The organism is Pseudomonas sp. P2S-1 (genome assembly GCF_057197725.1).
Window position 1 is genome coordinate 3035003 of the sequence record NZ_CM170068.1, and the last position, 13102, is coordinate 3048104.

Below are 13102 nucleotides of genomic sequence, written 5' to 3' on the forward strand. Positions count from 1 at the left end.
TTCAGGGCTTGGAGGCGATGGCCTTCTCGATGGCTGCACGGAATTCGGGATCATCCGGCTTGGTCAGGCTGGAGAAACTGGCCACCACCTTGCCCTGGCGATCGACCACGTACTTGTAGAAATTCCACTTCGGCGCGGCGCTCTGGCTGGCCAACTCGCGGAACAGCGGAATGGCGCCATCACCGCGCACTTTTTGCGCCTCGGTCATAGTGAAGGTCACGCCGTAGTTGGCGTAGCAGACCTTGGCGGTCTTCTCGCTGTCGGCGTCTTCCTGCTTGAAGTCGTTGGACGGCACACCGAGCATTTCCAGGCCCTTGCCGTGGTACTCCTTGTAGACCGACTCCAGCCCCTCGAACTGTGGGGCAAAACCGCAATAGCTGGCGGTGTTCACCACCACCAGCGGCTTGCCGCCGAACTGCTGGCACAGGTCGATGCTTTCCTTGGCCCGCAACTTGGGCAGATCGCCCTGGAGCAGGGCCGGGCAGCCGTCGGCCAGGGCCAGACCACTGAAGCCGAGGGCCACGGCGGCGATCAACAGGCGTGCTTGCATGACGATTCTCCATTCGTTGTACGAAGGATCAGAGTACGCCTAACACACGCCCATGCCCAACTGCATCAGCGCCAGCCCGCCGCGCTGCCAGCCCCACCAGGCCAGCCCCAGCAAGAGGACGGCCAGGCCCAGACCGATCAGCCAGAAGCGCGCATGGCTCATGCCGCAGCCGCCTGCAGGCGCGCCACCGGACGCTCGCGCACCGGCCAGGTCAAGGCGCCGGCCAGCAGGCTGAGGGCGATGGAGATATGCCAGACCAGATCGTAGTTGCCGGTCTGGTCATACACTACCCCGCCCAACCAGCCACCGAGGAAGGCGCCCAACTGGTGGAGAAGGAAGACGATCCCGCCGAGCATCGACAGGTTGCGCACGCCGAACAGGGTGGCCACGGTGCCATTGGTCAGCGGCACGGTGGACAGCCACAGCAGGCCCATGGCGATACCGAACAGGTAGGCACTGAACTGGGTCACCGGCGCCCACAGGAACAGCACGATCACCACCGCGCGCAGCAGGTACAGGGCGGTCAGCAGGCGCGGCTTGGACATCCGTCCGCCGAGCCAGCCGGCGGTATAGGTACCGACGATATTGAACAGCCCGACCAGGGCCAGCACCGTGGTCCCGGTGGTCGCCGGCAGGTGCTGGTCGACCAGGTAGGCCGGCAGGTGCACGCCGATGAACACCACCTGGAAACCGCAGACGAAGAAGCCCAGGGCCAGCAGCCAGAACCCTCTGTGGGAACAGGCTTCACGCAGGGCTTCGCCGAGGGTCTGCTCATGACCTTGGGCCGGCAGCGGACGGTCCTTGAGCATGCCCACCAGCGGCACGATAAAGGCCACCATCAGCCCCAGCACCAGCAGGGCCAGGGACCAGCCCAGCCAGTTGATCAGGCCGAGGGTGCCGGGGAGCATGGCGAACTGGCCGAAGGAGCCGGCGGCACTGGCGATGCCCATGGCCAGGCTGCGCTTCTCCGGGGCAACCGCACGCCCGACCACGCCAAGGATCACCGAGAACGAAGTGCCGGACAGGCCGATACCGATCAGCAGGCCGGCGCTCAGGGACAGGGTTATCGGCGAATCCGACATGCCCATGAGGACCAGGCCAGCGGCGTAGAGAACGCCACCGATGATCACCACTTTCGCGGCACCAAGCCGGTCCGCCAGGGCCCCGGCAAACGGCTGGGCCAGGCCCCAGACCAGGTTCTGCAGAGCGATGGCGAAGGCGAACACGCCGCGGCCCCAGCCGAATTCGGCGCTCATTGGCGCAAGGAACAGGCCGAAGCCGTGGCGCACGCCCAGCGACAACGCGAGAATCAGGGCCGCGCCCAGCAGCACCCAGCCACTGGTACGCCATACGGATGTCATTGTTTTTCTCTCCTGTTGCGCAAGGTCGTGAAAAAGCTCAGGCCAACTGTTCCAGCAGACGGATCAACTGATCGCGCTGATCCGCACCCAACGTGTCTACCAGGCCCGCCTGGGCCTTTTCCCAGGCCGGTTCGGCAAGGCGCACCCGCTCGGCGCCTTCGGCGGTCAGCAGCACCACGCGATTGCGCAGGTCGCTGCCCTCGGCCAGGGCCACCAGGCCGTCGGCCTCCAGCACCTTGAGGTTGCGCCCCAGGGTGCTGCGCTCCAGGCCCATGGCTTCGGCCAGGGTCGAGATGCTCGGTTTATCCAGGCGTTGCAGATGCCGTAGCAGGGAAAACTGGGCGACATTGATCCCGAAGCCTTCGAGGGCCTCGTCGTAATGCCGGCTCACCCCACGGGCAGCGCGACGCAGATGGGTGCAGATGCAGGTACTGGTCAACATGAATGCGTGTATATACCCGCATCCGGAAGTGACGCAAGAGAAAGTTACGAAATATTGCAAGCCAGGGTCAGGACGACGGCCAGTTCGAGCAGTTCCAGCAGGGCGCCGGCGGTGTCGCCGGTGGTGCCGCCGAGGCGGCGCAGCATGGAGCGGCGCAGGGCGAAGAAGGCCAGGCCAGCGACCAGCAGCGGTAGCCAGCCGCCCAGTAGCAGGCAGCCGAGGGCGCTAACGATCAGGACCCACAGTGCGGTTTGCCGAGGTAGATGATCCTTCAGTGCTTGCCCCAGTCCGCCGGGGCGCACGTAGGGGGTATTGAGGAACAGCGCCAGCATCGCCGCCCGGCCGATCACCGGCGCCAGGATCAGCAAGGCGCCCTGCCCGGCTTCGACCAGCGCCAGCAGGGCGCAGAATTTCAGGAGCAGGACCAGTACCAGGGTGACCACGGCGATGGGTCCGCTGCGCGGGTCCTTCATGATGGTCAGGGTGCGTTCGCGGTCGCCGAAACCGCCGAGCCAGGCATCGGCGCTGTCGGCCAGGCCGTCCAGGTGCAGGCCACCGCCAAGGATGACCCAGGCGCTGAGCAGCAGGGCGGCATGGAGCAGCGGCTGGGTGCCTTGCAGCAGGGAATTCAGGGCCCAGAGCAGGACGCCGAAGAGCAGGCCGACCAGCGGGTAGAACAGCAGGGAGCGGCCGTTCTGCTCAGGGGTTGGCATACCCGGCAGGGTGACGGGCAGGCTGCTGAGAAATTGCAGGGCGATCCAGAATGGCAGCATGGCCGGTCTCTCCAAGACATACATCGATGGTTTGGCTTGCCGCCAACCCTGTGGGAGCTGGCTTGCCAGCGATTAGGCCCGATCTGACAACATCACTGCTCCTGCCGGCCTCATCGCTGGCAAGCCAGCTCCCACAAAGTCAGCGCTGGCCACAGACTCTCCAGCAGACACAAATCCTGTGGGAGCTGGCTTGCCAGCGATTGGGCCCGACCTGACAACATCACTGCTCCTGCCGGCCTCATCGCTGGCAAGCCAGCTCCCACAAAGTCAGCGCTGGCCACAGACTCTCCAGCAGACACAAATCCTGTGGGAGCTGGCTTGCCAGCGATTGGGCCCGACCTGACAACATCACTGCTCCTGCCGGCCTCATCGCTGGCAAGCCAGCTCCCACAGAGTCAGCGCTGACCACAGACTCTCCAGCAGACACAAATCCTGTGGGAGCTGGCTTGCCAGCGATTGGGCCCGACCTGACAACATCACTGCTCCTGCCGGCCTCATCGCTGGCAAGCCAGCTCCCACAGAGTCAGCGCTGACCACAGACTCTCCAGCAGACACAAATCCTGTGGGAGCTGGCTTGCCAGCGATTGGGCCCGACCTGACAACATCCCTGCTCCTGCCGGCCTCATCGCTGGCAAGCCAGCTCCCACAGAGTCAGCGCTGACCACAGACTCTCCAGCAGACACAAATCCTGTGGGAGCTGGCTTGCCAGCGATTGGGCCCGACCTGACAACATCACTGCTCCTGCCGGCCTCATCGCTGGCAAGCCAGCTCCCACAGGGGTTCTTCACAGGGATTCGGATAATTCGTCGCCAGCACCGACACGCAACCGATGCAACGCCCCATGCCCCACCTGCACCTGCAACAACTGCTCCCTCGGCAACCCGCGAGCCCGGGCCAGCAGCAAGCGCATCACACCACCATGGGTCACCAGCAACACCCGCTCGCCAGCATAGGCCGTGTGCAAACGCGCCAGGCTGGCCAGAACGCGCCCGGAGAAGTCGATAACCGGCTCGCCACCCGGCGGCGTGAAGCCATAAGGATCCGCCCAGAACCGCCCCAGCGCCTCCTCATGACCGTCCATCAACTCCAGCGCGCTGCGCCCTTCCCACTCGCCGAAATGCAATTCCTGCATCCCCGGCTCCAGCGTCAGCGGCAACTTCAGCTCCGCCGCCAGACGCTCGGCAAATCGCGCACAACGCTGCAACGGTGAACTGACCAGGCGATCCCATGGCCCGCCGCCTTCCACCGCCGCCTGCATCTGCGCCCAGCCCAGCTCGGTCAGCGCATCGTCGAGACTGCCGCGAAAGCCGCCACCCAGCTCGGTTTCACCATGGCGCAGCAGGTCGAGGATCATGCCGGCCGATCCGCCACCGCCGCTTCGGCGAAGGTCGCCATCTGCCCGTGCAGGTCACAGGCCAGGCGCAGCAGCGGCACCGCCAGCGCCGCACCGCTGCCTTCGCCGAGGCGCAGGCCCAGTTCCAGCAACGGCTCCCCCTCCAGCTCGGCCAGTACCCGACGATGGCCCGGCTCGGCACCCCGATGACCAAAGAACAGCCAGGCCCGGCACGACGGATTCAAGCGCACCGCAACCAGCGCAGCGACCGTGCAGATAAAACCATCCACCAGCACCGCGACACCTTCCTGGGCACAGGCGAGATAGGCGCCCGCGAGTGCGGCGATCTCCAGCCCGCCGACATGCAGCAATGCCTGCCACGGATCACCCGCAATCCCGGCATGGCGCTGCAAGGCCGCCTCGATCACTTCGGCCTTGTGCCGCACCCCCGCCGCATCCAGCCCGGTGCCCGGCCCACTCAGCTCGACCGCCGCGCACCCGAGCAAGGTACAGGCCAGCGCACTGGCCGCCGTGGTATTGCCGATACCCATCTCGCCACCGATAAACAACCGCGCCCCGGCCTGCACCGCTCGCAAGGCACTGTCACGCCCGCCTTGCAAGGCACGCTCGCCCTGCTCCGCCGTCATGGCCGGCCCTTGGGCAAAGTTGGCGGTACCCGGTGCGATGCGCAGGTGACGCACGCCTGGCAGATCGAGGTCGAGATTGATCGTCCCAAGGTCCACCACTTCAAGACGCGCATCCAGTTGACGAGCGAGCACGCTGATCGCCGCGCCACCGCTGACGAAGTTGAGCAGCATCTGCCCGGTCACTTCCTGCGGATACGCAGAGATACCCTCGGCAACCACGCCATGGTCACCGGCGAAGATGCTGATCCATACCTGGTCCAGCGTTGGCTTGAGCTGCCCCTGCAATGCCGCCAGCTCCACCGCCACCTGCTCCAGGCGCCCCAGCGAGCCGGCCGGCTTGGTCAGTTGCTGCTGGCGCGCCAGGGCCTCGGCGCGTACCTGTTCGTCCGGCACGCGGCACGGGTTGAGCCACCAGGCTTGGGTCATGATGGGTTTCCTTTGAGGTAGAGCGGCAGGCCGGCGACGGTGAGGATCACCCGCTGGCAACGTTCGGCGACGGCCTGGTGCAGCCAGCCGGCTTCATCGACATAGCGCCGGGTCAGCTCGCCCATGGGCACGACACCGAGGCCGGTTTCATTGCTGACCAGGAGGATCTCCCCCGGCAATCCGGCCAGGCAGTCGAGCAGCGCATCGCGCTCGGCAGCGAGGCGGGCCGGGTCTTCGAGCATCAGCAGGTTGGTCAGCCACAGGGTCAGGCAGTCCACCAGCAAGCAGCGGTCGGCGGCAGCATTCGCGCGCAGCACCGCGGCCAGGGCCAGCGGTTCCTCGATCAGCGCCCATCCGGCCGGGCGCCGCTCGCGGTGCAGTTGCACCCGGGCATTCATTTCGCCGTCCAGCGGCTCGCTGGTGGCGATATAGGTCACCGCCAGGCCGCTGGCCGTGGCGCGTTGTTCGGCGAGGCGGCTCTTGCCCGAGCGGGCACCGCCGAGAATCAGGTTGAGCATGTCAGTCGAGCCCGCAGAGTTGACGAAGCAGCGCCTGGTCCAGGTGCTTGTCCACCAGGTCGGCCAGGCGCTCGATATCCCGCTCGCGCAGGGCATGGTAGTCGATGCGCTCGACCTGTTTCAGCCCGGCCCAGCGCAGCAGTGCGGCGCAGGAGTCGGGGGATTCGAACAGGCCGTGGAGGTAGGTGGCGAGGATCTGGCCGTCGGCGCTGATGGCGCCGTCGTCGCGACCGTCGGCCAGTTTCACCGCCGGATGCGCCAGGGCGGGACCGCTGGTGACACCGGCATGGATCTCGTAGCCGCTGATCCCGGCCTGCTCCAGGGTCAGGCTGCCGCTGACGTTGCGCAGCTGCTTTTGCGCTTCCAGCACCGTCGAGTAGTCCAGCAGCCCGAGGCCCGCGCTGCTCCCCGCGGGCCCTTCCAGGCCCAGCGGGTCATGCACTTCGCGGCCGAGCATCTGCAAACCGCCGCAGATACCCACCACCTTGCCGCCATAGCGCAGGTGCCGGGCGATCGCCTCTTCCCAGCCGCGCTCGCACAGCTGCGCCAGATCGCCACGCACGCTTTTCGAGCCCGGCAGGATGATCAGGTCGGCCGGCGGGATCGCCTCGCCGGGGCCGATAAATTGCAGGTCCACCTGCGGGTGCAGGCGCAGTGGATCGAAGTCGGTGTGATTGCTGATGCGCGGCAGCACCGGGACGATCACCTTGAGCACCTGCGCGGCCTTGGCGCCCTGGCGGCGGTCGAGGCCATCCTCGGCTTCGAGGTGCAGGTCCATCACATAGGGCAGCACGCCCAGCACCGGCTTGCCGGTGCGTTCTTCCAGCCAGTCGAGACCAGGCTGGAGCAAGGCGATATCGCCACGGAAGCGGTTGATGACGAAGCCCTTGACCCGCGCCTGCTCGCTCGGCGAAAGGAGCTCGAGCGTACCGACCAGGTGGGCGAACACCCCGCCGCGATTGATATCGGCCACCAGGATCACCGGGCAGTCCACCGCCTCGGCAAAGCCCATGTTGGCGATATCGCCGGCGCGCAGGTTGATCTCGGCCGGCGAGCCGGCACCTTCCACCATCACTACCGGATACGCGGCGCTCAGGCGCTGGTGCGAAGCGAGCACCGCCTGCATGGCGATGGCCTTGTAGTCGTGATAGGCCACCGCATTCATGCTGGTGACCGCACGGCCATGGACGATGACCTGGGCGCCGGTATCGCTGTTGGGCTTGAGCAGCACCGGGTTCATGTCGGTGTGGGGTTGGAGGTTGCAGGCCTGGGCCTGCACCGCCTGGGCCCGGCCGATCTCGCCGCCGTCGGCGGTGACCGCGCTGTTCAGCGCCATGTTCTGCGGCTTGAAGGGGACGACGCCGACGCCCTGGCGTTTCAGCCAGCGACACAGCGCGGTGACCAGCGTGCTTTTGCCGGCATCGGAGGTGGTGCCCTGCACCATCAGGGTGGTCATGGCTGTTCCTTGCGGTAGGCGGCCAGCGCGGCGGCCAGGCGTTGCCAGTCGGCTTCGTCCGCCGGCAGGCCGAAGCGCAGGCTGGGCGGTTGATCGAACAGGCGCAGGAGAATGCCGCGCCGGGCCATGAAATCGTGGAGGATCGCGGCCTGGTCATGGCGCAGGTACTGGAACAGGTCGCAGCCGCCGGAAGGCTTCAGACCGGCGGACTCCAGCAAGGCGGCGAGACGGGCGCTGGCGGTGGCGCAACGTTCGGTCTGCAGGCGCTGGCTTTCGCTGTCGGCAAAACTTGCCTGCCCAAGCACGCGGGTCGGTCCGCTGATCGACCAGGGCCCCAGCTCTTCCGCCAGCGCTCGCAACAGCGGCGCTTCCGCCAGCACGAAGCCCAGGCGCACCCCGGCCAGGCCGAAGAACTTGCCGAACGAACGCAGCACGATCAGCCCTTCGCGCTGGCTGAACGCAGCGATGCTATGGACCGGCGTGTTGTCCATGAAGGCTTCGTCCACCAGCAGCCAGCCACCGTGCCGGGCCAGGCGTTCATGCCAGCCGAGCAGGGTTTCCGGGCTGAGCAGCCGTCCGGTTGGATTGTTCGGGTTGACCAGCACCAGCACGTCGAGGCTGTCCAGTTGCGCCTCGACCTGTGCTTCATTGAGTTCCAGAAGACGATGCCCGACACGGCGCCATGCCTCGGCATGCTCGGCATAGCACGGCGACAACACACCGACCTTGCCCAGCGGACGCAGGCGCGGCAGCGCCTGGATCGCCGCCTGGGAACCGGCCACCGGCAGCAACTCTTTTACGCCGTAGTACGCGGCGGCGGCCTGTTCCAGACCGTCGTCGGTCTCCGGCAGGCGCGCCCAGGCACGCAATGGAATCTCGGGAATCGGGAAGGCCCAGGGCGCGATGCCGCTGGACAGGTCCAGCCAGTCCTCGCGGACAATTCCGTAGTGCGCGATCGCCCGCAGCAGGCGGCCACCGTGTTCAAGCATGGAATTCAGCTCCCAGGCACAGCAGCAGCAACCACAGCCACACGCCCTTGCACACCAGTTGCCAGCCGCGCTCGATGGCGCCGGCATCCGCTGGCGGGCCTTCGCCCAGTTGCGGGCGCTCGTGCAGCTCGCCGTGATAGACCGCCGAGCCGCCCAGTTCGACACCCAGGGCACCCGCGCCGGATGCCATCACGGGACCTGCATTCGGGCTGTCCCATTTCGGGCCCTGCTGACGCCAGCACTTCAGCGCCAGGCGGGTATTGCCCAACAGCGCGTAGGTCAGCGCCACCAGGCGCGCCGGGAGGTAGTTGAGCACGTCGTCGATCCGCGCCGCGGCCCAGCCGAAGCGCTCGAAGCGTTCGTTGCGATAACCCCACATGGCATCCAGGGTATTGCTCAGGCGATAGAGCACGACGCCCGGCGCCCCCGCGATGACAAACCAGAACAGCGCGGCGAAGACCGCATCGCTGCCATTCTCCAGTACCGATTCGGTGGCGGCCCGGGCCACGGCCGTCTCATCCAGTTCGGCGGTTTCCCGGCTGACCAGATAGCCGACCCGCTTGCGCGCCTCGTCCAGGTCGCCGCCGCGCAAGGCGTCGGCCACCGGCTGCACATGTTCGCCAAGGCTGCGCAGGCCCAGGGCGCAGTACAGCGCGAGAATCTCCACCAGCCAGCCGATGTAGGGCAGCCAGGACAACGCCGTCGCCAGCAGGGTCAACGGAATCACCGCCAGGAACCAGGCGGTCACCCCATGACTGCGCCAGCCGCGCCCGCCGGAATTGAAGCGCTGTTCCAGGCGCCCGGCAAAACGGCCGAAGGCCACCAGCGGATGCCAGCGCCGCGGCTCGCCCAGCAGCGCATCCAGCGCCACCCCGGCCACGGTCAGCAAGGCCACACTCATTCGGCTTCTCCCCATTGGTTTTCGTAGAGCATGTCGGCCAGCGGCCGTGGCGTGGTCCAGCCTTCCAGCGCGAGCATCGGCGCCGGGTAGAACGCGTGGACCGGGCCGAGACAGAGAATCGCCAGCGGCTTGGCCCCGGCGGGCATGTGCAGCAGATCGGCCAGGGCCTGCGGATCGAACAGCGACACCCAGCCCAGGCCCAGCCCTTCGGCCCGGGCCGCCAGCCAGAGATTCTGGATCGCGCAGGACAACGAGGCCAGGTCCATTTCCGGCAGGGTGCGACGGCCGAAGATATGCACGTCGCGCTTGTCCATCAGCGCCGCCACCAGCACTTCGGCGCAGTCGTTGATGCCTTCGACCTTGAGTTGCATGAATTCGTCGGAACGCTGGCCGAGGGCTTCGGCGGTGCGCTGGCGTTCGTCCTCGACCAGGGCCTGGATACGCTGGCGCAGCTCGCGCCGGGTAATGCGGATAAAGCGCCAGGGCTGCATCAGGCCGACGCTGGGTGCCTGGTGCGCCGCTTCCAGCAGCCGCGCCAGCAGCTCGGGCGCCACCTCGCCGCCGCTGAAGTGGCGCATGTCACGGCGTTCGCCGATGGCGCGGTAGATCGCCGCGCGCTCGGCTTCGCTGTAGGCATGTTCGCTCATGGCGCCAGCAGCGCCGCCATCGCGTCTGGGTTGGACGGGAAATAGAAATGCACGTAGGAGGCGGTCAGGCGGCCGATGCGGTATACCGCTTCCGCGCCACGTCCGCCGTTGGGGCTCACGCCACGGGCGATGGGCTCCAACTCGGTGCTGGTCAGGGAATGGTGGTAGGTGTGGCCGCGCAGGGTGCCTTCCGGCAGTTCGACCGATTGCAGGGCGAGTGCCGCCAGGCGCTTCTGCATGGTCGCTTCGCCCGGCAGCAAGCCGGCCAGTTCGGCGCGTTCCCCGGCGACATCGGTCAGGGCATCGAGCAGGTAGAGCATGCCGCCGCACTCGGCCAGCAACGGTTTGCCGGCCTGGTGATGGGCGCGAATCGCTTCCAGCATCGGCGTATTGGCCGCCAATGCATGGTGATGCAGTTCCGGATAGCCGCCGGGCAGGTACAGGCTGTCGGCGTCTGGCAGTTCCTGGTCGTGGATCGGCGAGAAGAAGCTCAGCTCGGCGCCCATCTCGCGCAGCAGGTCGAGGCTGGCGCCGTAGGTGAAGGCGCAGGCCTCGTCACGGGCCACGGCGATGTGCACGCCTTCCAGCTTGCGCTCGATATGGCGGGGTGCAGGCGGCTCGAAGGCCACTGGCGGCGGCAGGGAGGACTGGCAGCTATCGCCCAGGGCCATGGCCGCAGCGTCGAGACGCAGGTCGAGGTCGGTCAGTTCGCTGGCCTGGACCAGGCCGAGATGGCGGCTTGGCAGTTCGATCCCGGTCTCGCGGGAGAGCCCGCCATACCAGCGCAGCCCCTCGGTCAGGCTGCCTTCCAGCAGTTGTGCGTGGCGCAACGAGCCAACCCGGTTGGCCAGTACGCCGGCAAAGGGCAGGTCCGCCTGGTAGCGCGCCAGCCCCAGGGCCAGGGCGCCGAAGGTCTGGGCCATGGCGGTGCCGTCGATCACCGCCAGCACCGGCACGCCGAAGTGACGGGCCAGGTCGGCGCTGGACGGGGTGCCGTCGAACAGGCCCATCACGCCCTCGATCAGGATCAGGTCGGCCTCGCCGGCCGCTTCCCAGAGCAGGCGACGGCTTTCCTCGACGCCGACCATCCACAGGTCGAGCTGGTACACCGGCGCGCCGCTGGCGCGTTCGAGGATCATCGGGTCGAGAAAGTCCGGGCCGCACTTGAACACACGGACCTTGCGCCCCTGGTTGCGGTGCAGGCGGGCCAGGGCGGCGGTCACGGTGGTCTTGCCCTGGCCGGAGGCCGGCGCGGCGATCAGCACCGCCGGGCAATGCCGGGTGTCGCTCATAGTTCGACGCCCTTCTGGGCACGGATGCCGGCCTGGAAAGCGTGCTTGATCATGCCCATCTCGGTGACGGTGTCGGCCAGTTCGATCATCTCGTCCTTGGCGCCGCGACCGGTGACGATGACATGTTGCATCGGCGGACGGGCCTGGAGGTCGGCGAGGACGGTATCGAGGTCGAGGTAGCCGTGCTTGAGGGCGATGTTCAGCTCGTCGAGGACGACGAAGCCGATGCCCGGGTCGCGCAGCAACTCACGGGAAACCTCCCAGGCGGCTTCGGCAGCGGCGATATCACGCTGGCGGTCCTGGGTTTCCCAGGTGAAGCCCTCGCCCATCACGTGGTAGCGCACTTCCTCGGGGAAGCGGCGGAAGAACAGTTCTTCCCCGGTGGCATTGCGGCCCTTGATGAACTGCACCACGCCGCAGTGCATGCCATGGCCGAGGGCCCGGGCGAGCATGCCGAAGGCCGAACTGCTCTTGCCCTTGCCGTTGCCGCTGAGCACCAGCAGCAGGCCGCATTCGTTGGGGGAATTGGCGATACGCTCGTCGATCACCGCCTTCTTGCGCTGCATGCGCGCCAGGTGGCGTTCGTCACGTTCGGGGGATTCGCTCATCGGGGGTCTCCGCGGGCCACTGTCGCAGGGCGGCGACAGCTGAGGGGATGGGGGCACGGAGGGAAGCGCAGGCACCGGACGCCAGGGCCCGGAGAACCGCGCACCACCCGCCGTGGTGCCGTTGACAGTTTGCAGGCCGGTCTCCGGGCTAACGAGCGGATCGCCGGGCGATCCTGACCGGGCGCCTTCCCGGGTTTCGACACCCAGTGGCCGTGCACAGTCTTGACTCGATTTACCGTTGCGGGGGCAGCGCCGGAATCGCACCGGCTTCCCTGTTTCACCCGGTCGACCTTGCAGTCACGGGGCACCTGAAACAAGTCGCGAAGGTTAGAGGGTTGGGCCCGGAGCGTCAATTGGAGACCGCCGTCACATTGCGGCCAACGGCGCAACTTTCACGTTGTGCCACACTCCAAACGAGTGATATCACATTGACATGATTCAACGCTGTCGCTGTAGCTCGTACAACAATTACGAAGGAGAGCAGCATGCAAGGTCTGATCATCAACAACCCCCGTCTTGAGTTCCTGCGGCCGGCGCTGGAGCGCTGGAGCGAATGCATCGAACGCTTCAACCAGACCCTGGGTGACAACGAGGGTCCGCACTGGCAAGGGGTGCAGGGCAACATCGGAATGCTGTCGGCAGCGCTGTGGCAGGCCGAACTGGTGACCCTGCAGGGTTACCAGAGCAAGAAGCAGCGGGACGAAGGCGAACGGGGCGCGCGCTGCGATCTGTTGATCGCCAGCAAGGATGAATCAGCTTACCTGCATGCCGGGCAGCGCTGGCCGAAGGTCGGACGGCTTGATCTGAGCGGGGCCTTGCAGGAGACGGTGCAGGCGGCGAAGGCCATTGCCTATCCGAGCCAGTTGAAGGTCGCGGCGCTGTTCGCCAGCCCGTGCAAGCTGGGCCAGCATGCCAGCCCGGAAGAGCTGCAGGACCTGGTGGATGATCTGCAGAAGCATACGGCCTGTGCCATTGCCTGGTGTTTTCCGTATGGGTATCGGAAGTTGCATGATGAGGTGGGGCAGTATTATCCCGGGGTTGCGCTGTTGCTGAAGCAGGCGTGAGTTCAGCCGCAAGCTGCAAGTCATAAGCTGCAAGCAAGAGCAGCGGCGCCTTTTCTTGCAGCTTAAGGCTTATAGCTTGAAGCTGACTGAACCTC

15 protein-coding genes and 1 riboswitch are annotated in these 13102 nt (G+C 66.7%); of the genes, 1 reads left to right on the forward strand and 14 read right to left on the reverse strand.

The window, feature by feature from the left end; all coding sequences use genetic code 11:
* Position 1 precedes the first annotated feature (1 nt).
* The 14 genes from AC2CQI_RS13285 to cobO all read right to left on the reverse strand — a co-directional run bounded on the left by AC2CQI_RS13285 (position 2) and on the right by cobO (position 11943).
* On the reverse strand, positions 2 to 550 hold the full coding sequence (locus AC2CQI_RS13285) for a glutathione peroxidase (protein WP_075803725.1): 549 nt from the start codon (positions 548 to 550) through the stop codon (positions 2 to 4).
* A gap of 39 nt (positions 551 to 589) precedes the next feature.
* Positions 590 to 712, reverse strand: coding sequence for a hypothetical protein (locus AC2CQI_RS13290; RefSeq protein ID WP_484580406.1), 123 nt, complete (start codon positions 710 to 712; stop codon positions 590 to 592).
* Positions 709 to 1911, reverse strand: a complete 1203-nt coding sequence (locus AC2CQI_RS13295) for an MFS transporter (RefSeq protein ID WP_075803724.1) — start codon at positions 1909 to 1911, stop codon at positions 709 to 711. The genes AC2CQI_RS13290 and AC2CQI_RS13295 overlap by 4 nt, the downstream gene beginning before the upstream one ends.
* 37 nt (positions 1912 to 1948) lie before the next feature.
* On the reverse strand, positions 1949 to 2353 hold the full coding sequence (locus AC2CQI_RS13300) for a MarR family winged helix-turn-helix transcriptional regulator (RefSeq protein ID WP_075803723.1): 405 nt from the start codon (positions 2351 to 2353) through the stop codon (positions 1949 to 1951).
* Between the two features lie 44 nt (positions 2354 to 2397).
* Entirely contained in the window at positions 2398 to 3126 is a 729-nt protein-coding gene (locus AC2CQI_RS13305) for an adenosylcobinamide-GDP ribazoletransferase (protein WP_484580407.1), read from the reverse strand.
* Positions 3127 to 3910: 784 nt separating this feature from the next.
* Positions 3911 to 4480, reverse strand: a complete 570-nt coding sequence (gene cobC / locus AC2CQI_RS13310) for an alpha-ribazole phosphatase family protein (RefSeq protein WP_484580408.1) — start codon at positions 4478 to 4480, stop codon at positions 3911 to 3913.
* On the reverse strand, positions 4477 to 5532 hold the full coding sequence (cobT, locus tag AC2CQI_RS13315) for a nicotinate-nucleotide--dimethylbenzimidazole phosphoribosyltransferase (RefSeq protein ID WP_484580409.1): 1056 nt from the start codon (positions 5530 to 5532) through the stop codon (positions 4477 to 4479). Before cobT ends, cobC begins: the two co-directional genes overlap by 4 nt.
* Positions 5529 to 6050 (reverse strand): bifunctional adenosylcobinamide kinase/adenosylcobinamide-phosphate guanylyltransferase, encoded by a 522-nt coding sequence (gene cobU, locus AC2CQI_RS13320; protein ID WP_484580410.1) that lies wholly within the window; start codon positions 6048 to 6050, stop codon positions 5529 to 5531. The genes cobT and cobU overlap by 4 nt, the downstream gene beginning before the upstream one ends.
* A gap of 1 nt (position 6051) precedes the next feature.
* Positions 6052 to 7506 carry a cobyric acid synthase gene (locus AC2CQI_RS13325; RefSeq protein WP_484580411.1) on the reverse strand — a complete coding sequence of 485 codons (1455 nt, stop codon included), beginning with the start codon at positions 7504 to 7506 and terminating at the stop codon, positions 6052 to 6054.
* Positions 7503 to 8495, reverse strand: coding sequence for a threonine-phosphate decarboxylase CobD (gene cobD / locus AC2CQI_RS13330; RefSeq protein ID WP_484580412.1), 993 nt, complete (start codon positions 8493 to 8495; stop codon positions 7503 to 7505). Before cobD ends, AC2CQI_RS13325 begins: the two co-directional genes overlap by 4 nt.
* The gene (gene cbiB / locus AC2CQI_RS13335; RefSeq protein ID WP_484580413.1) at positions 8488 to 9396 is read right to left on the reverse strand and encodes an adenosylcobinamide-phosphate synthase CbiB; all 909 of its coding nucleotides are present in this window, start codon (positions 9394 to 9396) and stop codon (positions 8488 to 8490) included. The genes cobD and cbiB overlap by 8 nt, the downstream gene beginning before the upstream one ends.
* Positions 9393 to 10043: a 5,6-dimethylbenzimidazole synthase gene (gene bluB / locus AC2CQI_RS13340; RefSeq protein WP_484580414.1), complete on the reverse strand. Its 651-nt coding sequence runs from the start codon at positions 10041 to 10043 to the stop codon at positions 9393 to 9395. Before bluB ends, cbiB begins: the two co-directional genes overlap by 4 nt.
* Complete coding sequence (locus AC2CQI_RS13345; RefSeq protein WP_484580415.1) at positions 10040 to 11335, reverse strand: cobyrinic acid a,c-diamide synthase CobB; 1296 nt, start codon at positions 11333 to 11335, stop codon at positions 10040 to 10042. The genes bluB and AC2CQI_RS13345 overlap by 4 nt, the downstream gene beginning before the upstream one ends.
* Positions 11332 to 11943, reverse strand: a complete 612-nt coding sequence (gene cobO / locus AC2CQI_RS13350; protein ID WP_484580416.1) for a cob(I)yrinic acid a,c-diamide adenosyltransferase — start codon at positions 11941 to 11943, stop codon at positions 11332 to 11334. Before cobO ends, AC2CQI_RS13345 begins: the two co-directional genes overlap by 4 nt.
* Positions 11944 to 12060: 117 nt before the next feature.
* A riboswitch (cobalamin riboswitch) is annotated at positions 12061 to 12270 on the reverse strand.
* A gap of 158 nt (positions 12271 to 12428) precedes the next feature.
* On the opposite strand from cobO, the gene AC2CQI_RS13355 reads away from it, so the two are divergent.
* Entirely contained in the window at positions 12429 to 13007 is a 579-nt protein-coding gene (locus AC2CQI_RS13355; protein ID WP_484580417.1) for a hypothetical protein, read from the forward strand.
* Positions 13008 to 13102 lie beyond the last annotated feature (95 nt).